Raw genomic sequence first — 24786 nt, forward strand, 5'->3', positions numbered from 1 at the left:
GTTCATGAGACGCCTATTGCTTTGCCAGAAGCTTTAGCAGAAATGATTTAATATCAATGAGCCGCAAGTATTGCGGCTTTTGATCTGTTCCGCTAACGATAAGAGGAACCAGGGATTCCGCTTGTCCAAGAGATCCGTGACCTCCACCTCCCTTGTGCGTAGGCGAGCTTCTGCCTGCCAATTCATAACCTGGCTTTGCGGTGACAATCAAATAATCTCCAGGGTGAGAAAACAAAGCTCCGGATAGCCGTTGCAATACATCAGGGTATTGACCGTATTTCAATGCATGATGCTGAGTATTAATTTTCAAATCCAACACTTCCGCATTTTGTTCGACGGTCCATTTTTGTTGGTAGGGATCAACAAGTTTTCCATTGGCTTTAAATCTGAGCTCTTTTGAATTTTCACCTTGAATGGCGTAGATCCACTCCTTTTCCTTCCACGAAATGATTTCTATGCGAGGATCAGCTTTTAATAAATCGGCAAGGTCTCTTAGCGGTTTGTCCGCTTTAAGATGATAAACGTAAGCCATGGTTTCATTGACTGCGAGTACGATTTCCGTTTCGTCCGTTACTGTTTCGCCCTGAGGCAGAATTTTATAGCCGTTGAAAAAGGAAGGCAGATCGATAACCGGATTTTCTCGTGCAGGCAAGATCTGGGTCATTCCGCTATCTCCAACTAGAATAAAAATCACTTTATCCAAAGCTTCTTTCGGCGAATCAAAGCTTTGCAATAAAGAGTGAAGCTGTTGATCTAATTTCTTGACTCCTTCTAGCTCCGAAGGTCCCTTTTTATGGATTTTTTGATCCAAATCAGGCAGATAAACATATAAAAAATCGGGCAATTTATTTGCTTCTATTAAATACTTGACGGTTTCAACTGAAAATTGATTATTTAAACCCATGCGGCTGATTAAACCGTCAGGCATTTTTTTAATGTCTTCAAGCGGATCGGACAATGAACCGAGCGCTAAAAAATCAGGTCCTTTGACAGGAATTGTTTTAGGTAAAGAAGCGGGAACCTGGATCCAGGGAGGAATGGTTAAAGTATGATCCATGTTGCCCCGATAAATCAAACCGTTAATACTGCCTGATTTCAACCCGAGTCGGGCCAAGTCCTCATAGATGGTAGGCACTTGTCGGTTTAAGTGGCTACCATTCAAGTTGACTAACGCATCGACCAATACCGGGTCAACGCCATGCTTAATGACCTCTATCGGTCCGGTTCCATAGTTGATTAGTTTATGATCTTTCATCGAATACCATATCAAACCAGGCACATGATGACTATCCGGATATGTTCCCGTAAGCAGTGAACAATCAATCGTCACGGACATGGTGGGAAAAGAACTAACCACATTTTTATAATATTGACCATTTTCGATTAGAAATTGTATAGTGGGAAGTTCTTTTTGCGCTATGCCTCTATCAATTGCTTGAGCCATTAAGGAATCGATCTGCAGCAAGATTACTTTCTTTGAATCTTCACCTTTAATGGATTTGACCCGGACTAAATCTTGTTCTTTAGGCGCTAATTCCTGCTTTTGGCAGCCCAAAGCCAGAATCAATGTAAAGATCATCACCAGGATCAGACACTTTTTTGCACGCATGATTGAAGTCCACCAGCCTTTCCATAATATAATTATTATGAATATACTGTTCCATCATCTTACTTTTATACATAGACGATTTTGCTTTTTTTGCCGGATGAATAACAACGGAGACGTTTCCCAAAAATTCGATAGATGTAGCCATCGGAACGCCAACCGATCCGGCTATCAGCGGAATGAACTTGATCTGGCAGGATGAATTCAGCGGAACGGCGCTCGACACGAACAAGTGGAATTACGAAACAGGATATTACATCACGAACGATCCGAACAGCTGGGGTTGGGGCAACGCGGAGCTGCAGCATTACACGAACAGCACGCAGAACGTATTCTTGCAGGACGGAAAGCTGAATATTCGCGCGTTAAACGATGTCAGATCATTCGCGCAGGATCCGAACCGATACGCGCAATATTCCTCAGGCAAAATCAATACAAAGGATCATATGTCGCTGCAATACGGCCGGGTCGACATTCGGCGATCAAGCCCGATATCGACGCCGAATCTGAATCGAAGCTGGCCGGCAAGCATGCGGGAAATGGAATTGGTAGAAAGTTGAACATGATCAGGCAGCTCATCGCGTGCTACTGAAGGTAAACGGCATCCTCTTGCCATGCAGGAGGGGCCGTTTATTTTTTTATTGATAGATTTCGGATGTTTTCTAAATTCGGTGGGATATAAGTGTGCAACGGGGAGGGCTATAATAACAACTATATTACGAAATCATGAAGCTGGAGGGGACATCATTGAACATTACCAGACATGCCGAAAACCCGATTGTCGTACCGGGTCTGTACGATTGGAGATTGGCAACCGTATTCAATCCTGCCGTTATTAAAGATAATGGGAAAACCTACATGATCGAAAGAACGGCGGGTTCGCTTACGCCTTGCAAAAACTATTTGGGCCTGCTTGAAAGCACGGACGGCGTCCACTTTACCCACGTCGTCGATACGCCGGTGTTAACGCCGGACGAGCTCGGATTCCCATACGGCAGCGTACAGGATCCGCGCATGGTCAAGATCGAGGATACGTTTTACATGACGATTGCGCTTCGTCCTTGCGCTATGAACTACTATCCGACGGGGACGGGCATCCCGGAGCGTTCCATTCCAACATACCCGGACGGCTGGGGAGAAGAGGAAGGTCATTGGCTGACTCGTTCGATCCTGTTGTCCTCCAAGGATCTGATCCATTGGGAGTATGTGTCCACAACGACGCCGCTTGAGATCAACGACCGAAACAACATCCTGTTCCCGGAGAAAATCAACGGCAAATACGCTCTGCTCCGCAGACCGGAAGAATATATCGGAGAAGAGTACGGCACCGAGCAGGCGGCAATCTGGATTTCGTATTCCGACGACCTGAAAACGTGGGAGGATCCGGTGTTGTTCGCGAAAGCGGAGCAAGAGTGGGAAATGAAAAAGATTGGCAGCTCGACTCCGCCAATTCGCACGGAACAGGGATGGCTTCTGTTCTATCATGGAGTCGATCAGCAAACGGTATATCGGCTTGGCGCGATGCTGCTTGATCTGGAGGATCCGACGAAAATTTTGGCTCGTACTTCGGACTTTATTATGGAGCCGGAGACGTATTACGAGAAATTCGGATACCAAATTCCGAATGTCATCTTCCCGACCGGATGTGTGCTGGATGAAGGAATTCTGCACATTTATTATGGCGTCACGGATACGGCCATTGCGCTTGCGACAGTGCCTCTCGATGAGATGCTTGAACATCTGCTTGAACCATCGAATCGAAAGTAACTGACATAATACAGGATAAAATCGAAGAATTTTGGGATATTTCCGATTATTAAGATTTTTTATAATGGAAGTATAGATCAATTGGGCGCCCCAATTACTGATCTTCACAAATAAAGCGATTACAAATATGGAAAGAGGGTTAAAAATGGCTCATTCAAACTTCAAAAAAAGAACTCTTCTTGTTTCGCTGGCAGGATTAATGGCCGTGTCGACTGCGGCATGCGGCAATTCCGAAGAAAACAACGCAAGCGGCGGCTCTAAAACGGAAACGGTTACGTTAACGATGATGCATCCTTGGACAACGCCTAACATCGACAACGATGTGTATAAGGCGCGAATCGAACAGTTCCAGAAAGATCATCCGGAAATCGTGATCAAAACCGATGAAGTCCCTTCCGCTCAATATAAAACCAAGCTTCGCACGCTCGCGGCAGCCAATAACCTGGCGGATATTAACGTTGTGTGGCCCGGAGCAGATTTGGCGCCGCTTGTAGAAGGCAGTTTGCTTGAGCCGATCAACGGTCTGATGGATAACTGGAAAGAAATTTTGCCGGAGAGCGCGCTCTCGCCATTTAACGTAGCCGATCAGCAATACGCAGTTCCGACGAAGCAAACATTTGTTGATATCGTTTATTACAACAAAGAGATGCTGGCAAGCGTAGGTTACGACGCATTCCCTACCACTTATGCCGATTTCATCGAGCTGGTGAAAAAGCTGAAAGCGGCTGGCTTGACGCCGATCTCGCTCGGCAACAAAGAACAATGGCCATTGCAGTCCTCGATTCTGTCTATCGTCGGCGACCGTTTTACGGGCAGCGATTTCCTGGAGAAGGTCATGAAAGGCGAAGCGAAATTCACAGATCCTGAATTTGTCAGCGCCATCTCCGTTATCGATGAGCTCGCCAAGCTGGATGCCTTTAATACGGATGCGAACAACATGGACTCGGTACAAAGCCAGGACTATCTGATCCAGGGCAAAGCGGCTTTGCATATCACGTCCTCGACAGTGGATGCGCGCGTGCGCATCAATAATGAACAAGGCGACAAATTCGGTATCGCTCTGTTCCCAAGCGTAGAGGGCGGCAAAGGCGATCCGGCCAAAAGCGCCGGCGTCGTTCAGTACGGCATCGCCATCAAAAGCAAGCTGGACGAGCGTAAAAAAGCGGCTGCCGAAGAATTTATGAAATATTTCGTAAGCGAAGATTTATACAAAGACTTGATCAGCAACGGCGTTGTAGTTCCCGCAAAAGTCGACGTTCCGGAGGATGCAAGCCCGTATCTTAAAGAAATGCTTGAATTGACGGGTAAAGGAACTGCTCCTGTATTCGACAGCATCATTCCGACTCAAGTTGTCAGCGTCATTCAGAACGGCTTGCAGGCTCTGACCGTAGGTCGCGGAACGCCGCAGGAAGTCGCGCAGGATACGCAAGCTGCAATGGATGAGTACAACAAGAAATAAGCTTCGATTTGTCAGGTTTGAGGCAATGACAGAGAAAACCCGGGTTCCGGGTTTTCTCTGTCTAGAGCCGTGGAAAAGTTAGCGGACTTTTTGAACTACCACAGAAAATCCATGTTCAAAAAGTTCGGTTCTCAGTACCGAGAAGATTGAATGAAGCTAGAAACTGAGTATCGGAGCGTAGCAGAGCTACGTGAGAAACGGAAGGTTCGGCTGAATTCAATATTCGACGTCGAATAGGCTACTCGGGATACTTCGTAATGGGAAGCGAACTTTTTGAACTACCTTAGAAGGGAGAATGATGGATGCATACGCTTAAACGGAGCAAGCTGGCCATCTTTATCGGATTGTTTCCAGCCCTCCTTATCTACCTGGGAATTGCCATCGTTCCAATCGGAATTTCCTTTTATTATTCGCTGATGGATTGGAACGGAATCGGCGCCAAAGAATTTGCCGGATTCGACAACTACGTGAGAATGTTCAATAGCGATACGTTTTGGCTTTCGGTTAAAAATAATATCGTCATTATGATTACGGGCTTGGTCGGCCAACTGCCGTTAGGACTTCTGATGGCATTGCTGCTCAACAAAGGCCTTAAAGGTTCGGGTTTTTTCCGTACGGTTGGCTTTATGCCGGTCGTTATCTCCTCGGTTATGGTCTCGCTCATTTGGGGGATGATCTACAACACGGAGTTCGGTTTGCTTAATAATTTCTTGAAGTTCGTGGGGCTCGAGAGCTGGCAGCAGAATTGGCTTAGCGATCCCAAGTGGTCGATTCTGTCCATCAGCATCGCCTACATCTGGCAGAACGTCGGCCTATATATGGTCATGTTCCTTGCCGCTCTTCAAAATATACCCGACGAAGTCAACGAAGCGTCGGAGCTGGACGGAGCGACGGGGCTTAAGCGGACCTGGTTCATTACGCTTCCCATGATTCGAGCCACGCTGATGGTCACGATCGTGTACAGCATCAGCAACTCCTTCCGCGTGTTCGACCTCATCCAGGTTTTGACCGGAGGCGGTCCGGCGCATCAAACCGAGGTTATGACGATCCATATGTATTCCAGCGCTTTCGTCAATTTGGAGTATGGATATGGTAGCGCGGTGTCGATTATGATTCTGCTGTTCAGCTTGGTCGTGATTACGATTGCAAACCGGCTCGGCAAGGAAAAGGCATAGGAGGGAGGAGCAATCGTGAAACAGAGATCTCCATTATTCAAAATATTCGCTTACGTATTTTTAGGTTTGTTCGCTATTATGAATCTGGTCCCTATCTTCTGGATGATTATTAACTCATTTAAGACGGAGCAGGAATATGCAGCGGATCCGTTTTCCTTCCCGACGGGTATCGAGCTTTCGAACTACGTGAAGGCTTGGGATATCGCCAATATGGACACTTATTTTATTAACAGCTTCCTGATTACGTTTATTTCGCTTATCGTGACCGTGTTTTTGGGCGCGCTTGCGGCGTTTTTCTTATCCCGATTCGAATTTAAGCTGCGCGGATTTACGTATGCCTTGTTCCTTCTCGGCATGCTGGTTCCGATCCATGCAACCTTGATTCCGATCTTCCTTATCATGCAAAAACTGAGCTTGATCGATACCTATTTCTCGCTCATTCTACCTTATACGGCTTTTCATTTGTCGCTCACCGTCTTTATTCTGGAAGGTTTTATGCGCGGCTTTCCGAAGGACATGGAGGAGTCGGGCATCATGGACGGCGCGGGCATCTTCCGGATCTTCTGGTCCATCATTTTGCCGCTTACGCGTCCCGCGATGGCAACCGTCGTTATCTTGAACTTCATCTACAACTGGAACGAATATCTATTCGCTTTGGTTTTGATCACGTCCAACAGCCTCAAGACGCTGCCGCTCGGCCTATCCAACTTCGTTGGCTTGGAAACAGCGAATTATACGCTTCAGATGGCTGCGTTAACGATTGCTTTTATCCCGATTGTCGTTTTCTATCTCCTGTTGCAGAAGCAATTGGTTACGGGCATGACGGCCGGCGCGGTAAAAGGTTGATTCGTTATTCCACATAGATGTACAATATGTCCCACAAGGTTAAACGCTAGGGCGTGTATGCATACACGCCCTAGAACCGGCAGCTAAGGAGGCGCATCATGACAATGGGCAGAAGAAGTTGGGCAAGGCTGAGCTTGAGGAAAAAAGCGCTCATCATCTTTCTGTTGTTCGTGATTTTGCCTACTGTCGGGGTTGGCGTTATTGTCCAGTACAACTACCAGCTCGTTTTGCGAGAACAATATATAAGCGCCATCCAACGTAATTTGGATAATGTCACAAGCCAGCTGTCCGAACAGACGAAGATGGTGACGGATATGGCCGACTACCTGATTTTAAGTCCGGATATGCGGCAATATTTGCGGACCTCTCCGCCTCTCGGCGATCAACAGAAAGCAGACTTGAAAAACGATATCGAAAACTTCCTGACCTTCCAGTTGATGTCCAAAAGCTATATCCGATCCATTGAGATCGTCGGAAACAACGGCAATTCCATCGGGATGGGCGAGCCGTTTACCGGCGATGAAAGCGGTTGGCAGGATCAAGCCATAGCCAAAAAGGGCGGCTTGTTCTGGACGCAAGGTTATGCCTTGGAAAGCGCCTGGTACGGTCAGGTTAACGTGTTTTCCTTGATAAGAGTGCTCAACTCCTATGTCGATATCACGCGGCCGCTAGGCTTGCTGACAATCCGGCTGGACGAACAAAGCATGGTGTCCGAACTGGAGAAGGGCATCCTGAATGATTCATCCGGCCAGGTTTATCTATTGGGTGCGGAAGGCGAGCTGCTTCTCGCTTCGAATGATCAGACGCCTCAAGATTACAAGCCTTATGCCGAACAAATCAACGAGTTAGCCCGGGGCAAGCGCAGTCTTAGCACGGTCGATGTAAACGGCGAGCCTCACATGACGCTTTATCATCGAATGCCCATAACGGATTGGACGATCGTCGCGATGATCCCCGAATCGCATATCTCCGAACAATTCCGAAGCGCGGAATGGATGATGACAGCGATATTGGCGGCTATTATCGTATTGGCTTTGGCAGCTTTTTACGGCTTTAATTATATGATCATAAGGCCCATATTAAGGTTGAAGAAGGAAACGGTTCGCGTAGCCGGAGGCGACTTCAGCGTAAGAGTTCCGGTGGAATCGCAGGATGAGATCGCGGACTTGAATCGGAAGTTTAATGCGATGGTCGGTACGATCGAAGAGCTGATCGAGCATAAGTACAAGCTGGAGCTGAACGAAAGAGAGTCTGAGCTCAAGCTGCTCCAGAATCAGATCGATCCTCATTTTCTGTATAATACGCTGGATATGATCCGCTGGACGGCAAGATTGGAGAAAGCGGACAAGTCGAGCCGTCTGATCGAAATGTTGTCCAAATTTTTCCGGGCTCGGGTAGGGAATAATCAACATCAGACTACGCTCGCAAAAGAAATGGAGTTTGTACAGGCCTACTTATTCTTGCAGCAGTACCGGCTGGGCGACAAGCTGGCGTACAAGTTGCATTTGGAAGCCGAGATCGAGGAAGCGCCAACGCTAAGGGCTTCCATCCAACCGTTGGTCGAGAACTTTTTCAAACATGGAGTGGACAAGTCAAAGCCTGTCCATATCGTCGAAGTTATCGCCTATCGGCATGAGGAAGATATCTGGGTGGACGTCTCGGATAACGGGAAGGGAATGACCCCTGAACGCAAGAAAGAAATCATGGAGGCCATACAAGGAAGTCATTCGCTTGAACCGATGATGGGCAAGCGCGGCGCTTTGCACAATATCCATGAGCGGATGACGATTTCCTTTGGGCAGCAGTATGGCTTGCAAATCGTCGAATCATCACCCGAGGGAACCGTGATCAGGCTGCGGCTGCCTCTACCGAATGCAGAAAGCTAAGGCGGTGCACATCATGGACAACCAGGTTGAAGAGAAACGGCAGCTTATCAAATTGATCATCGTAGACGATGAACCCGTCATATGCCAGGGACTTCGATATACAATCGACTGGAATGAACTGGGCGTCGAAGTGATTGGGGAGGCTTATGACGGCGAGGAAGCTCTTCGATTGATGGAGCGGGAGCAAGCGGATATCGTGCTGACGGATATTCGCATGGATGGCATGGACGGCTTGGAACTCTCCAGACAGCTTGCGCGGCGTTATCCGGATGTCCGAATCATCATCATAAGCGGTTACGAGGACTTTTATTATGCAAGGCAAGCTATGCGGATCGGCGTTCATGATTATTTGCTCAAGCCCGTGGAGATCGACGAACTAAGCAAGGCCGTTACCCGGATGGTGGAGGAGATGCGCAACCGCAGCCAACTGGACGGGATGCAGGAGATCAAGCTTTGGCTCACCAACGTTGCCAGAAATGGAATCGCGTACAGCAAAGAAGCGCCTTCGTCCTTGCAGGGCTCCCAATATCGTATTGTTGCCAGTCAGCTGGATCGGTATCAGGAGCGATACGGGGAGCTGGCGCAGGAGCAGCTCGATGAGCTGCGGGAGCAGTGGTCGGGCAACATTTTGCGAATCACGGACGGTCGGCCCGAGCTCCGTTCTTTCTCTATCTTTGATCACGAGAATTTGTTGGTCACCTTGATTGTGGCCGATCACAAGCTGCAAGCGATGGAATGGGAAGCGATATGGGATCAAATGGCCCGCGCGTGCAAGCAACCGCCTGTCGTTTATTTTGGGGTGTCGCAGCTTTACGAGGATTTAAACGAAACCGCTCTGCGCTGCGCGGAAGCGGCGAACCTGTTGAATTATTATGCGTTAGAGCAGGCAACGGTGCTTGACTCCCGGACGGAGCTTGTGTGGAGCGAAAGAAGGCGGCCGGCGGCGCTCGACTTGGCCCAGTCGGTACAGCTGCTATCTACGGCCTTGTTTAAGCAGAGCCAAAATGAAATGAAAGAAGCGGTTGCGAGCCTGTTCGCCTTCTTTAGGGAGCAGCTCTACTTTCTGTGCGAAATCGAGTCCGCGTACGAGGAGCTGCTTACGTTGCTGAGACAGCGGCTGCGCAAAAGCGGCATTACGGGGCTGGATTCGGGAGTGGGCGGCAGCGCCATCGATACAAACCTCTATAATACGTATGAGTCGCTCGAACAAGCGATACTGCGGGACATGCAAAAGCTATTCGAGATGATCGAGCAAAGCGGCGGCGACCGTTCGTACTGGATTGTCGAGAAGTCCAAACGGTATATCGATGAACATTACACCCAGGAGCTTAAAGCTTCCGAGGTTGCGGCTTGGCTTAAGATTACGCCCAGTTATTTCAGCTACATTTTCAAACAAAGCACGGGCAAAGGTTTTACCGAATATTTGAACGAGTTGAGAATGGAACGGGCCAAACGTTTATTGGCTACCACGCATGACAAAGTGTTCGAAATTGCGGCTCAGGTCGGCTATAAGGAATACAAGTATTTTGTCTCCGTGTTCAAGACATACATGGGGATGACTCCCAAGAAATACAGAAGCATGCAGGCAGGAAACATGGATCCGGGGTGAAGCATCTATGGAAAAATACAAGCAGTCCGGCTTGCCGATCAAAGAGCGCGTAGACGATTTGATGTCGAAAATGACGCTCAGGGAAAAAGTCGGGCAATTAAATCAACGGATGTACGGCTGGAATGCGTACGAGAAGCAGGAAGGCGGATCCTATGCGCTAACGGATGCGTTTAAGCAAGAGTCAGCCGCATTCGGCGGGATGGGCGCACTGTACGGATTGTTCCGCAGCGATCCCTGGTCGGGCGTCGATTATTACAACGGCATTGCGGCCGAGGACAGCGCCGTCGTGGCGAATCAAATTCAACGATATATGCTGGAGCATACCCGGCTGGGCATTCCCGTTATGTTTAGCGAAGAGAGTCCGCATGGCCATCAGGCGCTGGACGGGACGATGCTGCCGGTTAATCTTAATGTGGGATCGACTTGGAATCCGGCGTTAATGGAACGTGCTTATCGCTTGACCGCGGCGGAAATCCGAAGCCGGGGCGCGCATCTTGCTTTGGTATCCGTGTTGGATATTTTGCAGGATCCAAGGTGGGGACGTTCGGAGGAATGTTACGGCGAGGATCCCCATCTGGCGTCGGTGTTTACGAAAGCCGTTGTACGGGGCATGCAAGGGGATTGGTCTCAGCTCGCGGAGGCGGATAAAGTCGCCGTCGTATTAAAACATCTCAGCGCGCAGGGAGCCGGGATTGGCGGCAAAAACGCCGGACCGGCAAGCATCGGCGAGCGGGAGCTGCGGGAGATTCATCTGCCGGCCGCGATGGCCGGAGCGAAGGCGGGGGCGGCTGGATTTATGGCCGCTTATAATGAAATCGACGGCATTCCATGCCATGCCAACAGCAAGCTGCTGACGGGAATTTTGCGTGAGGAATGGGGCTTCGAAGGGATCGTGATGGCCGACGGCCAGGCGATTGACCGGTTGCTGGCGCTCACGGGCGGACATGAAGCAGCTGCTGCTCTTGCTTTATCCGCGGGAGTCGACTTAAGTCTGTGGGACAAATCGTTTACGACGCTGGAGGCGGCTGTTTTGTCCGGGCTCGTCGACGAGTCGTATATCGACAGGGCGGTTGCCCGCGTCCTTCGCTTGAAGTTCGAGCTGGGTTTGTTCGACCGTCCTTATACGGACGAAACCAAGGCGGCATCCGTCGTGGGCAGCGAGGACATACGCCGTATCAATTTGGCTATTGCTCGCGAGTCCGTCATTTTGCTCAAAAATGACAACATGAGACTGCCGTTTGATGCAAACGTTAAGCGTATCGCGGTGATCGGGCCCAATGCCGATCGAATATACAATCAGCTGGGGGACTATACGAGCGTCCAGCGTCCGAAGACCGGCTCGACCGTGCTGCAAGGGATTCGGATGGCGGCTACGGAAGACGTTGAAGTCGTCTATGCGCACGGCTGCGGAATCCGCGACGCATCGACAGGAGGTATCGCCGAAGCGGTTGAAACCGCCAAGGCCGCGGATGTCGCCGTGCTTGTTCTGGGCGGCAGCAGTACGAGACAATTCGGCGATCTGTTCGACGGCAACGGCGAAGCGGTCATTGCGGGCGAGCGACCCGCCGAGATGGATTGCGGCGAAGGGGTAGATTTGGCGGATTTGCGGCTGGGTGCAGCTCAAATTCAGCTGGCGGAAGCAGTGGCTGCAACAGGTACGCCCGTTGTCGTTGTATTGATTCAAGGTCGCCCCCATGCCATCGGCGAGGTGGACGAGCTGGCGGACGCCGTCTTGTGCGCATGGTATCCGGGCAAGGAAGGCGGACAGGCAATCGGAGAAATCCTGTTCGGTCATGTCAACCCTAGCGGCAAGCTCCCGGTTTCCCTGCCGCGTTCGACGGCGCAGCTGCCGGTATATTACAACCAGAAGGATCCGAGACGTCCGCGCGTATACGTCGATATGACGCCAGCGCCTTTGTATGCGTTCGGGCATGGGCTCAGCTATACGAGCTTCGAGTACAGGGAGCTTGGCTTGTCCGCCGCGACGATTGCCGCAGGCGATCTCGCAAACGGAGAGCGCGTCAAGGTTGCCGTCAAGGTTAAAAATACGGGCGATGTCGCAGGTTCGGAGACGGTGCAGTTGTACATTAAAGCCCGGGAGTCCATGGTGACCAGACGTATAGCCGAACTGAAGGGTTTCGTCAAGGTTGCTCTGGAGCCGGGCGAAGAACGGGAGGTCACGCTGGAGCTGGGAGCCGACGAGCTGGGCATCTGGGACAGCTCCATGGCCTTTGCGGTCAAGCCGTGCAAGGCGGAGGTTAAAGTAGGCGGCAATTTGCAGCATACTTTGAGTGCGGAGCTGGCGATAGTATAGGAGAATATATTACCGGATGTAGTATCTTGCCTTTAATTGAATCAGCACTGCGATCTCGACTAGGAGAAACGCAGTGCTTTTTTATAGTTTAGGAAAATAATGCGACATACCAGACTGTGGATCATGAGCCTGCGGTTGTCATGCAAAAATAGATTGACGGTCTTTGCGACTCTTAGGGCGGAAACAGGTTAAATCTCAAATTGTAAGGGGCTTAATAGTAACGAAAGTATCCCCTTCATGCTTTCCGCGGCAGCTCGTAACTATTTCGGCTACCTACAAAACGGTTTCTTGCTGCTCCTATACCGACTAAAAAGAGCAAGACCGAAGCGCCAAGCAGAATGAATAGTGGCAGGTTCCAACTATTTGTCGCATCATGCAGATATCCTATAAGAGCAGGACCGACTGCGGCAAAAAGATATCCGATCGATTGTGCCATGCCAGACAGTTTCGCTGCTTGATGCGCACTTTCAGTACGTAACCCGAAAAACATCATGGCCAAACTAAAGGCGAAGCCTCCACCAATTCCGAGCATGATGATCCACAACAGAAGAATATTGGAGCTTCCGTAAAGAAGTCCAATCGTTCCCGTCAATAGCAAAATGGTTGTAATGACCACTAAAAACCGTTGGCTAGACATGCGCCCAGCAATAACGGGGACAATAAAGGCAAATGGGAGCATAACTAACTGCATGATCGAGAGGTACCATCCTGATTGGTTTGGATCAATTCCTTGCTGCTTTAAAATTTCAGGCAACCATGCGATCAAAACGTAGAAAACCAGGGACTGTAAACCCATAAACAAGGTTACTTGCCAGGCAATGAGGGATTTCCAAACATTCACATCGTTGCTGGCCATTTGTTGACTCGTCGTGGTTGTTTGCTTCGTTTGATTTCTTAATTGGGGTAACCAACAGAGGATCGATACAAAGCTTAGAATCCCCCATATTCCCAATGCTCCCTGCCATTTTAGACCTGCGTTTACGGCTAGAGGCACACTGATTCCCGATGCGATTGCTCCACATAAATTCATTGAAATGGAGTAAATACCTGTCATGGAGCCAATTTTATTTGGGAAATCCCTTTTGATTATACTTGGCAATAATACATTACATACGGCAATTGCGAATCCAAGAATTGCTGTCCCGATAAACAGATTAGCTGCGCCAGATAAAGAACGTATTACAATACCTACAGTCAGAAAGAATAAGGCGATCATTATGATGCGTTCAACCCCATGCCTTTGTCCTAATTTTGGTACTAGGGGCGATAATAAAGCAAATGCAAGCAAGGGTACCGTTGTGATCAGGCCTGCTGATGTATTTGAAATATGAAGGTCATCCCTTATCAGACTCACTAAAGGACTGACTGATGTTAAGGGAGTACGTAAATTAGCTGCAATAACAATAATGCCGAGAATGATCAGCCCTATAGAGGATGGTACGGCTTTATTATTTTGTTTGTTCGGCATTCTTAATTTCTCCTTCCTGAATTCTTGCGTATTATTTGCTTCCTGCTGATTTTATAAAAACGATATACCCGCGCGAATAAATAAAGTATATTATAACATAATTTATTTATCAATAAGTAATTTATAATATACTTTCGTTCGTCTGAAAACAAAAATACAACTCTGAAATTCCCGTCATGGAATTCAAAGTTGTATTTAATAAGTGGAATTTTCGACTTTAGAAATCGTACTTTAAGGCTATATGGAGCACTGTTTCGCTATCCGTATGATTGGTATAAGAATGAGGACAATCTGCACGAAAACTGATAGTATCATATTGATTCAATGTGAAAATCTCTCCATTGACTTGAATTTCAATGGAACCAGTCATGACTGTCGCAATTTCAGTTGTATCGACATGATGACCTTCAGGCTGATACGAGCTATTTGGCTGTAAGTAAGCCCGACACATTTCAATATCGTTACTTTTAAAGATTGGTTCAATGATCCAATTTTTTTGATCATTAGAAAACCTCAATCCTTCGCCTGCTCGATACAAACTAGCAGAGTCTTCTGATTTGAACAAAGCCAATAGCGGTAAAGATATACCTTTTGAAATTTTCCATATAATCGCCAAAGTTGGATTTGTCTCTCCACGTTCGATATTCCCCAGAGTAAGTTTGCTTACGCCCGTTAGTTCCGATAAGTCGTCTAGGCTCATGTTTTTTTCTTTTCTGTACTTTTTCAAGGCAACACCGATTTGTAATACGATTTCTTTTGATTCATTGATTTCATCCATTAAATTCACCTCAACAAAAAAACGTTATAGCTAGTATATTATTTATCCAGATTCTTTTCCAGATCGCATATTTGAGCTTGCCAATCTCCCGTATTAAGGAGTCCGAAAGTCACCCGAATGGGGTAAATAGAGGCATGTGGCTTCCCTTATCCTTGAGTGATGCCATAATAACGTTTACGGTACCCTTGGAGCTGTACCGTGGCTCTGGATCGCGGAAGCTGGGCGATGCTGATTACTTGCGGCACAGAGCGCAGCGAACTTGCGGTAGCCCAGTGGATAGCCGCGAAAGGCGCCCGCTTGGAGGCTTCGCTAAAGCTGTACATGAATTTGGCGGCCACCCTACTGATCAGTCCGATCTTTCCTTCCCTTGGCAAGAGCCAGGAGGCTTATCGAAAGCTGGTCCAGGAAGTAGAAGGACAGACAGTCCAGCCAAAAACGAACGACCGCGACGAGCTGCACAATCGCTTCGAGGACCCGGCCTTCGCGAGCATTCGTTCGGAGCTCGAGCGCAAGCTGCTGCTTTGGACGATGGAAAAGGAAGACCGTCTTCCTCTGAATACGACGGTAAAGTTGAATTATGCGGAAGTGAAGGCGAAACATGCGTAATGGCTATGCAGTGCATATATGAATAAGAAGAGTCATTTTTTCGACAAAGAACCAGCCCTCGTCTTGAGAAATCAGGCGGGGGCTGATTCGTTTTGATCTTTCGGCATGTTGACAGCGCTAAATCGTCCCTCTACCATGAAGTCAGAGGTGAGAAGCATGGTCAAAAGCATGCGTCTGAACATTGAATACGAGCATGATATCGCGATCAACGCCTTTTATTGGACGCCGCGTTCGTATAGAGAACCGCTGCACTATCATGCGAGTCTGGAGATCGGCTGCTGCGTGTCGGGCGAGGGCGAGTTTTATTTCGGCTCCAAAAAATACGTTGTCGCTCCAGGAGATATATTTATTGTCAATAATACGGAAAGGCATATCGCCTGCTCGGCGGAGCATAATCCAAGCTCCTATTTGTTCCTGAATTTCGATCCTGGTCTGTTGCTGGAGGAGGACGAACGATTGCTGCTTCCCTTCTCCATTCCTTCGGAACGGTTTCAGAACCTGATTCCTTCAGGCTCGGCATTGGCAACAGCGATTTGGCCATTGATGCAATCCATATGGCTGGAGCTGGACCGAAAGCTGGAGGGATATCAAATGATGGCCAAAGGCTTGCTGCTGCAAATCGCTTCCCATCTGCTGCGTAGCTGCAGCACCGATATTCCGCCATCCGAGTGGAGGGAAATAACCGATTCCTTCTCGAACTTCCGCATCATATCCGCTTATATGCAGGAGCACTTCAATGAGCCGCTGGATCTGGAACAGCTTGCGCGAATGCTCCATCTGAGCTCCTCCAGAGTGTCGAGAATGTTTCAGGAGGTACTCGGACGAGGTTTCAAAGATTATTTGCTATTACTCCGGCTCGCCGAGGCGCGCCGTCTTTTGGTACGGACGGATATGCCGGTGACCGAGGTTTGTTTTGCAAGCGGATTCCAGAGCGTTTCTTCCTTCTATCGTTTATTTGCCGGAGCGGAAGGCATTTCTCCCATGGCCTATCGGAATAAATATTCGGGAATTGCAATTTTTGAGAATGATCTGCCTTGATCTGGGAAGCGTTCGGCTTCGTCTTCTTATATAATCAGTCCTAAACAAGCGGAAGGGATTGAATGCGTATGGCTGGTTGGGATCCATTGAAAGCGCTCGTAAGAGAAGAGGTTGTCCAAAGAACGGAAGAGGGGTGCGACACGCAGGGCTTCGCTCAAAGAGTGGAGGAAGCGGGCGACGATGAAGGAAAGCTCATGAGACTGTATGAGGAACTGTCCAAGCTGCAAGCGAGAACGGACTTCCCTTATGAGGAGCCGTCAGAGCTGGAGAGCATTCGCAAGCTGCGTCCGGAAGGACCGCGCAGTCTGAAGGCCGGATGGTCGGAGCAGCAATGGCGCGACAAATTTTATGGAGCGTGGCTGGGACGGAGCGTCGGTTGCGCCCTTGGCAAGCCGCTTGAGCACGGGCCGTACATGGCTGGAGCAAATGGCAATCCCGGCTGGAGAAACGTTCAGCTCTGGTTTGAAGGCGCCAACGCCTGGCCGATTCAAGGTTACACGCCGATCGAATCGCCGGGAGCGAAGGAGTTGGGTCTTGCTCATTACGGCTTGAAGAGCACGCGCGAGCGGATTGCATTTATGGAAACCGACGACGATATTCGTTATACGGTGCTTGGATTGATCATGCTCGAAGAGAAAGGACTGGATTGGGATTCATGGGATATCGGCAAGCTATGGCATAATCGCCTTACTTATGCTCAAGTTTGTACGGCCGAGACGCAGGCGTATTTGAATTTTTCTCAAATGACTTCTCATATGAAGACTGACAGACCGGAGAAATGGAAAGAAAAACTGGAATGGGTTCGCACGCATTTGAATCCATACCGCGAGTGGATTGGCGCCCAAATTCGCGCAGACGGCTTCGCGTACGGGGCAGCAGCAAAGCCCGAGCTGGCTGCCGAACTGGCATGGCGCGATGCCTCCTTCTCGCATATCAAGAACGGGATTTACGGTGAAATGTTCGTTGCGGCGATGATTGCCGCCGCGTTCGCCGAAAAGGACCCGCGCCGGATCGTCGAGATCGGCCTTAGCGAAATTCCGGCGACGTCCAGGCTTGCTGCGGATATCCATAAAGCAGTGGAGATCGCATCCGCGGCCAGGGATCAAATCTCGCTTGTTGATCAAATCTGGGAATCGTTCAAGCATTACCATCCGGTTCATACGAATAATAATGCGGCGCTGGTCGCGGCTTCCCTGATCTTTGGCGACGGGGACTTCGAGAAGGCGGTCACGACTTCCGTACTGGGTGGCTGGGACACCGATTGCAACGGGGCGACGGTAGGATCCATTATGGGCGCGGCATTGGGAGCAGATGCGCTTCCTTCCACATGGACGGCTCCTTTAAACGATACGTTGTATGCGGACCTGCCTGGCTTTCATCCCATTGCCATTTCGGAATGCGCGGAGCGCAGCTACAACGTTTTCCGCAAGCTGTCGGGACAATTGGCAGGTAACAGCTAGCTGCTTGGTCGGCTGAGATGTCCATCTGCCGCAGCAACTGATTTTTCGATAAAAGGGCTTAGATGGAGGGCATGAGGATGACAGCTAGCGAGTTGCAATCGATCCAGTTTCACTGCGTCGGAGATTTATGGGTGCAAGCGGGATACGTGCTCGGCCCTCGCATTATTCCGGATTTCGAATTGGTTTATTTTCCGGAAGGTACAAACACGGTTTATACGGCAGGCGGCAAGTCGTATTCGTTAACGGAGCCATGCCTCCTTGTCACCCGCCCGGGGGAAGAACACAGCTACCATTTCGATCCGGACAGAAACGTCCGTCATTTGTTCATTCATTTCGAATCGCTGTTTTTGAGAAACCGGGAGCCCGGATTCGAGAGTTTGTTCGAGAGCCGCTCTTACTATTCTGCAGACCTATTCCCGCTCGTGCCCGGTATATTGCAGAAAATATTGTGGATCGCGAACCGCCAGCCGCCTCATTGGCTGAGAAGACTGTCGTCGTTGATGCTGACGACATTGGAGGAGCTTGCTTCCACGGATGCTCACGCCATGAATGAGGCGGAGTCGCTGCCGATTCCGGTTCAGCAGGCTATTGCGTTTATGTCCAGGAAATTGTCCGAGGCGATTAGCATCGAAGAAGTCGCCAGCCGTTCGGGCTGGTCGCACGAACATTTTACGAGAGTTTTCTCCGCCTGTACGGGCATGTCGCCAAAACGGTTTCTGCTGGAACTCCGGCTGCGTAGAGCAGAGGAATGGATGCTGAGGGGCAAGGGAACGATCAAGCAGATCGCATTCCAAGTCGGGTTTACGGACGAACATCATTTCTCAAAAACGTACAAGAAAATCCGGGGGATCTCGGCTTCGGATTATATTAAGCGCTCCAATGCTACGCTGTTTCGCCATGCAGTTGAGCCTTTTGAACCGTCTTCGACCGTGTTTTTTCCGTCAAACCGGTTAGTCATCGTTCAAGAGTCGTACATCAAATAAATACATCATTTGTAGGTATCGTTCCATGGAGAACCATCATCGATTTTTTTACAATAGGAATTGAAACGAGTCGATGAAGGAGGCCTTTTTCAATGGGAAAATTTTATTATCCGAAATCCCGACAACGGGACAACAGATATTTGGTTAGCGTAGAGCAGTACAAGCAGTATCATCGGGATGGTTATCTGATCGTTCGCGGTTTGCTGGATTCTTCGCAGGTTGGCGAGCTGTACGAGCTGGCGGAAGATGCCAGACGCAAGGAACTAGAACCGCAAAAGAAAGCAGACGAGAATAACGGTGATCCTTTGAAGGATGAGTTCGCTGCGGCGACGAGAATTCACATGTTATCCCGTGTTAATGCTGCTGCGGAACGCGGCATGCTGAACCCGCTTATTCTTGACGTAACGGAAGCCCTAATCGGCCCTGATGTATACGCCTTGCAATCCATGATGTTTTTAAATCCGCCCGGCAAGGGCGGCCAGGGATGGCATCAGGACTCCTGCTACATTCGGACGCATCCGGATACGCTGATCGGCGCTTGGGTCGCTCTGGAGGAAGTCGATGAAGAAAACGGCTGTTTATGGGTTGTTCCGGGTTCTAATCACGAACCGGTCTATCCGCCGGATCGCGTTGGAGGAGGCAATGTCCATGCGCTCGACGCATTCTCCGATCTGCACGGCGTTCAAAACGTCAGTCATATCGACGATCAAGTGAATACGCTCTCCAAGGTGGTTGCCAACTACCCGCCGCCTATTCCCGTTAAGCTTAGCGCCGGAGACGTCCTGTTCTTTGACTCGCATTTGTTCCATCGCTCATACCCGAACCGTACGACGGACAGGTATCGCCGTTCGTATGTTTGTCACTATTGCAACGCGCGCTCCTGGGTGCCTTGGGATCATGACGGCTTCGAGGGGGACTCGGGCAATTATCGCCAGATATTGGCCAGAGGCAGCACGTCGCAGCCGTATTCCGAACCGGTCTTCGGGACCGAAGTGTATTTGACGGACGAGACAGAGGTCGGAGAAAGTATCGCCATGATGGGGATGGATAACGGCATGATGATGCCCATGGGCATGAAGAAGGAGTGAACGGTATGAAGTTAAACGTATTTAAAGCGTTGTGGGGACTGGAAGGAAGCTACGAGTTGCTGCTGGAACGCGCAGCGAATGCGGGGTATGCCGGCGTCGAGGCTCCGATGCCAAGCCGCGAGGATGAAGCGGGGTTTAAGGAAGCGCTTAAGCGTCATGGCCTATCCTACATTATTCAGACATTCACGTACGGCGACCATGCAGGCAGCTTCGAGGAGCAAGTCGAGCGGGCGGCAAGCTTCGAGCCTGTATTGATCGTCTGCCATAGCGCCAAAGACAGCATGAGCGAGTCCGATCAGGATCGGTTCTACGAGAAAGCTCTGCGAATCGAGCAGAAGGCGGGTATCCGGGTCGGTCACGAAACCCATCGCGGGCGCGCGATGTTCACGCCCTGGACGACGGCAAGACTTCTGAACAAATTTCCCGAGCTGCGTATCACGGCAGACTTCAGCCACTGGGTAAACGTTTGCGAGTCGTATCTGGAAGATCAGCAAGAAGCGATCGGGCTTGCGATCGAAAGAGCGATTCACGTGCACGGCCGAATCGGTTTTCCCGAGGGGCCGCAGGTGCCGCATCCGGCTTCGCCCTATTTCGAGAAGGAGCTCGGTTTGTTCCTGCAATGGTGGGAGCGCATCTTCGCGGCACAGACGAAGTCGGGCAAGGAGCAGACCACTTTTACGGCGGAATTCGGTCCTCCGGGCTATATGCCGACAGATCCGTTTACAAACAAGCCGATATCGGATTTGTGGGAAGTGAACGAGTGGATGACGGAATGCCTGAAGAAAAAATATGTGCAGTGGATGGGATAAAGGTTTTGTAGTGAAGAAGTGGAGCGAGCGAGCGAGCGGTATCGGGATTTCATTCCCATGCCGCTTTTGACGATGTTCAGGCTCAGGATGAGATCGTTATCCGTTCATGCTAGTCATTTGGATGCAAAGCGCCCCGCCTCCCCGCCTTCGAAGGGCAGTAGCCTCTAACTTTCTTGAATTGCTTGCTAAAATAATAGATGTTCTGGTAGCCCAGCGCTTCCGCTACCTCCCCTACCATCATGCCGTGCTGGTTTAGCAGCAGCTCCGCGCGTTCGATCCTCTTCTCGATGATATAGCTCTCGATCGTCTGGCCCATCGTTTCCCTGAACTTCATAGAGAAGTAGCGTGGCGACAAATACGCCTGCTTCGCCAGTTCCGCGATCGTGCCGGCCTGAGCCGGATTTTCCCGAATCGTTGCGGCGATCTTCGTCATTGCTTCGAGATGCGGGCTCCGCCTTCTAGAAGCCTCTTTGCTAGACAAGCTCTCCCGTTCCAATCCCATAAGAAGGAGGCGAAGCAGCATGCAGGCTTCTTCTTTATGGCGGTGCTCCCTTAAGGTCATAACTTGCACGAATCTGTCCAGATAGGCTTCGATAACGTACGGGGAAGAGATATCATAGCGGGACGGGAGAGCGGCCAGCATTTCGGAGCTCCCTTTTGCAGTGAAATGAATATAGGTGACGACTAGCGGCAGGTCGGGATTATGCCAGGCGTCCACGCGGTCGCCCGGCCGAAACAGATAACACTGGTTGTGCGACAGCGGATGCTCCTCGCCGTTAAGAACGAGCCGCCCTTCTCCCCGCCATACATACCACAGATCGTAATCGTGAAACGGAACGTCGCCGCGATTCCACTTCCACCCCCGTTCGCAAACGACCTTGCCGTAAGACTCTCCCGGAATGAACAATGGAACCCCCAGCATCTCCCGCCCAGCTCCTTTCTTCCTGCTTATAAGTCAAATTGTATAAATAGTTGAATCAAATCATTCATTTCTTTCGCATGTTTATTACTCTATCATTGAATGATAGAAACGACAAATATTATAAAAGGGTGGTGCTCGGCATGAAGAAATCGGCAAAAACGATTACGTCCGGGGGGCTAATGAGGCGCATCAGCGATGGATCGAACCGGCCCCCGCGGCTGGAAGTGCATCAATCCTGGTGGGCGATCAACGGAACGTCCGAAGAGGGCACTTCGATAGAGCGGAAGCTGGAGCGGGTGGCGGAGGCGGGATTCGCTGGGCTGCTAAGCCGCCTGCCTGAGCATGGCCAGGAAGACTGGGTCCGATTGCTGCGGAGTCATGGTTTGCATTGGGGCGTCCAGAGCTTTCCGTCATCGGGTGACACGTTCTTTCCGGTACTGAAACGGTGTCGCGAACTCGGAGCGCAATACGTGAACGCTCAGGTCGCAAACAGCTTCGTGACGGGCGACGAGGCCGTTCGTTTGCTAGGCGGGCTGCTGGAGACGGCCGGGCGGGCCCAAATCCCTATGTTCGTCGAGACGCATCGAGGCAAAATTACGCAAGACCTGCTTAGAACCCTGTCGTACATCGAAGCGCTGCCGGAGCTGCGCCTCACGTTGGACTTATCCCATTATGTTCTCGCGGGCGAGATAACCGTGGAGCAGGATGCGATCGAAGCGGGGCGTTGGTTCGAGCCTTTGTTCAGGCGCGCCTCCTGCATACATGGCCGGGTATCGAACGGCCAGCAGATTCAGGCGGAGATCGGCAGAGAGGGCGACGATCCATGCTCTGCAAGGTTCGTGAGCTGGTGGTCGAGTTGCATGCACGAATGGTTGACAGGGGCGGGACCCGGCGACGTATTTCCATTCGTCTGCGAGCTTGGTCCGGCGCCATACGCCATGAAGTCGGGAGAAGAAGAGCTGTCCGACCGATGGGAGCAGGCGCTCATTCTTAAGAAGCTGGCCGAACGGGCTTGGGCATTGGCTGTGGCAAAGATTTAGGGTATGGCTCCAGATCCGCTAGCCGCGGCTTCTCGGGGAGTTATCCCGCGCCGAGCCGGATATGCGCCACTGAGACGGCGTGCAGCCGATAAAACGTTTGAACACAGTCGCAAAATGCTGGCTTGACGCATAACCCAGCCGATACGCGATATCCGTTACGGAATGCTCCGTATCGGTCAGCTGCCGACAAGCTTCCTTAACGCGGAGCCGCTCGGAAAATGCCGTCGGAGCTTCTCCCGTGTAGGCTTGGAAAGTTCGGTAAAAGTGGGAGCTGCTGACGCCGGCCGTCATGGCAAGTTCGTCGACGGTGGGCCGCCATTCCGGTTCGCGCTCCATTCGGGCGATTAACGCATCATAATGGTGAAGCAAGTCGTGAGCGATCGTATCCGTTCTTGCGCCCGATTGTATCAAGGCGAGCAATGTATCGAGAAGCGCGCTGCGCACAACGACACTGCGGAGAGGGCTTTCCAAAGATATCGCATCTTTTAACTTCTGGAACGATTGCACTGCGAACAATCCGATCTGCTTTACGCGAGGCAATCGTTCGATCGCATCGCTGACGAGACGGCTTTCTTCCTGTGGGAGTCCAAGCCAGGCATGCCGATGAGGCGCTTCGATGATTAGCCACCAAAATTTGCAGGGTTCGATCGCGTTGAATCCGCCGCGGTGCTTCTCGCCCGGTCTGGAGTGGAACAAATCGCTGGCATAGGTTTCGAAGAGCCTGCCCTCAAGCTCCCAGCTCGCTTTGCCTCTTTCTATAAACACAAATTCATAGCAACCGGGATGTTGATGCTCAAATAGCGGCGCCGCTTTGCGGAGCTCATCGCTTCCAAGCATGACAAGTTCCGGTACACGCTGCACGGGCGGGTCGATTTCAGTGTTAAATGTCCAGCGGGCTTTAGACTTATCGGCATCGGTTTTTCCCATGAGTCACCGTCCTGATTGTTTCTATAACTATTCCGTGTTTCTAATCCTACTTAATACCGGCGCGAACGTCAAACGAATCGCTCGAGTAGTATGCTTAGGGCATCCAATTGAAGGAGGGTGCTTTGATGCAAACACAAGCCGAGAGAACCTACAAAATTACGCAAGCGGATAAGGAGATTTTCGCCCGCAACGGGTACTGGATCAGCCCCAAGCTGATTGACGACGAGCAGATCGCACGATTGCGCCAAGCGCATGAGCGCATTTGGAGCGGGGATTACGACGGCGACGCTTATCCGATGAACCACTTCCGATTAAGCGACAATCCGGATGCGCTACGCAAGCTGGACAACGGCTGGTGGATTAACGACGAAATTCGGGCTGTCGTCACGGATCCGCTGATTGGAGAGTTGTCTGCCGACTTGCTGGAGACGGACGAAATTCGATTGTGGCACGACCAAGTCATCTACAAGCCTGGAATCGGAGGCAAAGCAACGAAGGCCGGCAATGTCGGCTGGCATCAGGACTACGGCTATTGGCAATGCTCGGATACCTCCGATATGATTACCGTCTGGATCGCTCTGCAGGATACGGACTTGACCAACGGAGGCATGATGACGATTGTCGGATCTCATAGGTGGGGATTGGTGCCGGACAGCGATTCGTTCTTCAATCAAAATATGGAAGAGCTGAAACACAAATATTCGGATGGCCGCGACTGGGTGGAGGAGCCTTGTATCCTGAAAGCAGGGCAAGCAAGCTTCCATCACGGGCTCACGTTCCATGGCTCGGGACAGAACCGGACAAACGAGCCACGCCTGTCGGTCGTCGCCCATGTGATGAAAGGCGGTACCGGGTATCGTGCGGGAATCCAGCGCCATGACAATATTCGGCTGTTAGGACCTAGACCGGTGCAGGGGCAAACGTTCTCTAATGAGTATTTTCCGGTTATCTATAAGCGGTAAGAGGCACAGGAAAAGCAAAAAAGAAGGGTTTGTCCAATAAGTC

The 24786-nt window shown here is 50.5% G+C and carries 21 protein-coding genes; 16 read left to right on the plus strand and 5 right to left on the minus strand.

The features are described from left to right. Positions 1 to 13 precede the first annotated feature (13 nt). On the minus strand, positions 14 to 1609 hold the full coding sequence (locus H7F31_RS15645; RefSeq protein ID WP_187104939.1) for an alkaline phosphatase family protein: 1596 nt from the start codon (positions 1607 to 1609) through the stop codon (positions 14 to 16). A 176-nt stretch (positions 1610 to 1785) separates the two neighbouring features. Between H7F31_RS15645 and H7F31_RS15650 the strand changes: the two genes are divergently transcribed. From H7F31_RS15650 to H7F31_RS15685, 8 genes are all read left to right on the plus strand, one after another. Further along, positions 1786 to 2166 (plus strand): glycoside hydrolase family 16 protein, encoded by a 381-nt coding sequence (locus H7F31_RS15650; protein WP_261800436.1) that lies wholly within the window; start codon positions 1786 to 1788, stop codon positions 2164 to 2166. Positions 2167 to 2353: 187 nt separating this feature from the next. Then, positions 2354 to 3373 (plus strand): glycoside hydrolase family 130 protein, encoded by a 1020-nt coding sequence (locus tag H7F31_RS15655; protein WP_187104940.1) that lies wholly within the window; start codon positions 2354 to 2356, stop codon positions 3371 to 3373. 145 nt (positions 3374 to 3518) lie between these two features. Continuing rightward, complete coding sequence (locus H7F31_RS15660; RefSeq protein WP_087566372.1) at positions 3519 to 4832, plus strand: ABC transporter substrate-binding protein; 1314 nt, start codon at positions 3519 to 3521, stop codon at positions 4830 to 4832. Between the two features lie 302 nt (positions 4833 to 5134). Further along, positions 5135 to 6007: a carbohydrate ABC transporter permease gene (locus H7F31_RS15665; protein WP_087566371.1), complete on the plus strand. Its 873-nt coding sequence runs from the start codon at positions 5135 to 5137 to the stop codon at positions 6005 to 6007. 15 nt (positions 6008 to 6022) lie between these two features. After that, positions 6023 to 6853, plus strand: coding sequence for a carbohydrate ABC transporter permease (locus H7F31_RS15670; RefSeq protein WP_087566370.1), 831 nt, complete (start codon positions 6023 to 6025; stop codon positions 6851 to 6853). 98 nt (positions 6854 to 6951) lie between these two features. Beyond that, entirely contained in the window at positions 6952 to 8739 is a 1788-nt protein-coding gene (locus H7F31_RS15675; RefSeq protein WP_187104941.1) for a cache domain-containing sensor histidine kinase, read from the plus strand. 13 nt (positions 8740 to 8752) lie between these two features. Next, positions 8753 to 10348: a response regulator transcription factor gene (locus H7F31_RS15680; RefSeq protein ID WP_187104942.1), complete on the plus strand. Its 1596-nt coding sequence runs from the start codon at positions 8753 to 8755 to the stop codon at positions 10346 to 10348. A 7-nt stretch (positions 10349 to 10355) separates the two neighbouring features. After that, complete coding sequence (locus H7F31_RS15685; RefSeq protein WP_187104943.1) at positions 10356 to 12662, plus strand: glycoside hydrolase family 3 C-terminal domain-containing protein; 2307 nt, start codon at positions 10356 to 10358, stop codon at positions 12660 to 12662. A 235-nt stretch (positions 12663 to 12897) separates the two neighbouring features. Here the strand turns inward: H7F31_RS15685 and H7F31_RS15690 are convergent, their stop codons facing one another. Both H7F31_RS15690 and H7F31_RS15695 read right to left on the minus strand, forming a co-directional pair. Further along, entirely contained in the window at positions 12898 to 14130 is a 1233-nt protein-coding gene (locus H7F31_RS15690; RefSeq protein WP_187104944.1) for a CynX/NimT family MFS transporter, read from the minus strand. Positions 14131 to 14347: 217 nt separating this feature from the next. Further along, entirely contained in the window at positions 14348 to 14908 is a 561-nt protein-coding gene (locus tag H7F31_RS15695; protein WP_187104945.1) for a helix-turn-helix domain-containing protein, read from the minus strand. A gap of 198 nt (positions 14909 to 15106) precedes the next feature. Between H7F31_RS15695 and H7F31_RS15700 the strand changes: the two genes are divergently transcribed. The 6 genes from H7F31_RS15700 to H7F31_RS15725 all read left to right on the plus strand — a co-directional run bounded on the left by H7F31_RS15700 (position 15107) and on the right by H7F31_RS15725 (position 20892). Next, on the plus strand, positions 15107 to 15514 hold the full coding sequence (locus tag H7F31_RS15700; RefSeq protein WP_187104946.1) for a hypothetical protein: 408 nt from the start codon (positions 15107 to 15109) through the stop codon (positions 15512 to 15514). Positions 15515 to 15670: 156 nt separating this feature from the next. Next, on the plus strand, positions 15671 to 16552 hold the full coding sequence (locus H7F31_RS15705) for an AraC family transcriptional regulator (protein WP_187104947.1): 882 nt from the start codon (positions 15671 to 15673) through the stop codon (positions 16550 to 16552). A 68-nt stretch (positions 16553 to 16620) separates the two neighbouring features. Beyond that, positions 16621 to 18012: an ADP-ribosylglycohydrolase family protein gene (locus tag H7F31_RS15710; RefSeq protein WP_187104948.1), complete on the plus strand. Its 1392-nt coding sequence runs from the start codon at positions 16621 to 16623 to the stop codon at positions 18010 to 18012. Positions 18013 to 18089: 77 nt separating this feature from the next. Then, the gene (locus tag H7F31_RS15715; protein WP_187104949.1) at positions 18090 to 18995 is read left to right on the plus strand and encodes an AraC family transcriptional regulator; all 906 of its coding nucleotides are present in this window, start codon (positions 18090 to 18092) and stop codon (positions 18993 to 18995) included. Positions 18996 to 19087: 92 nt separating this feature from the next. Beyond that, entirely contained in the window at positions 19088 to 20083 is a 996-nt protein-coding gene (locus tag H7F31_RS15720) for a phytanoyl-CoA dioxygenase family protein (RefSeq protein ID WP_187104950.1), read from the plus strand. A gap of 5 nt (positions 20084 to 20088) precedes the next feature. Beyond that, positions 20089 to 20892: a sugar phosphate isomerase/epimerase family protein gene (locus H7F31_RS15725; RefSeq protein ID WP_187104951.1), complete on the plus strand. Its 804-nt coding sequence runs from the start codon at positions 20089 to 20091 to the stop codon at positions 20890 to 20892. 109 nt (positions 20893 to 21001) lie between these two features. On the opposite strand, the gene H7F31_RS15730 is transcribed toward H7F31_RS15725, so the two are convergent. After that, positions 21002 to 21814, minus strand: coding sequence for a helix-turn-helix domain-containing protein (locus H7F31_RS15730; RefSeq protein ID WP_187104952.1), 813 nt, complete (start codon positions 21812 to 21814; stop codon positions 21002 to 21004). Positions 21815 to 21954: 140 nt separating this feature from the next. Here H7F31_RS15730 and H7F31_RS15735 point away from each other — a divergent pair, with 140 nt between their 5' ends. Beyond that, positions 21955 to 22854 (plus strand): sugar phosphate isomerase/epimerase family protein, encoded by a 900-nt coding sequence (locus H7F31_RS15735; RefSeq protein WP_261800437.1) that lies wholly within the window; start codon positions 21955 to 21957, stop codon positions 22852 to 22854. Positions 22855 to 22872: 18 nt separating this feature from the next. On the opposite strand, the gene H7F31_RS15740 is transcribed toward H7F31_RS15735, so the two are convergent. Then, on the minus strand, positions 22873 to 23781 hold the full coding sequence (locus H7F31_RS15740; protein WP_187104953.1) for an AraC family transcriptional regulator: 909 nt from the start codon (positions 23779 to 23781) through the stop codon (positions 22873 to 22875). Positions 23782 to 23906: 125 nt separating this feature from the next. Here H7F31_RS15740 and H7F31_RS15745 point away from each other — a divergent pair, with 125 nt between their 5' ends. Then, positions 23907 to 24743 carry a phytanoyl-CoA dioxygenase family protein gene (locus H7F31_RS15745; RefSeq protein WP_187104954.1) on the plus strand — a complete coding sequence of 279 codons (837 nt, stop codon included), beginning with the start codon at positions 23907 to 23909 and terminating at the stop codon, positions 24741 to 24743. Positions 24744 to 24786 lie beyond the last annotated feature (43 nt).

It is taken from the genome of Paenibacillus sp. PAMC21692, from assembly GCF_014303795.1.
Taxonomy (GTDB): Bacteria; Bacillota; Bacilli; order Paenibacillales; family Paenibacillaceae; genus Pristimantibacillus; species Pristimantibacillus agaridevorans.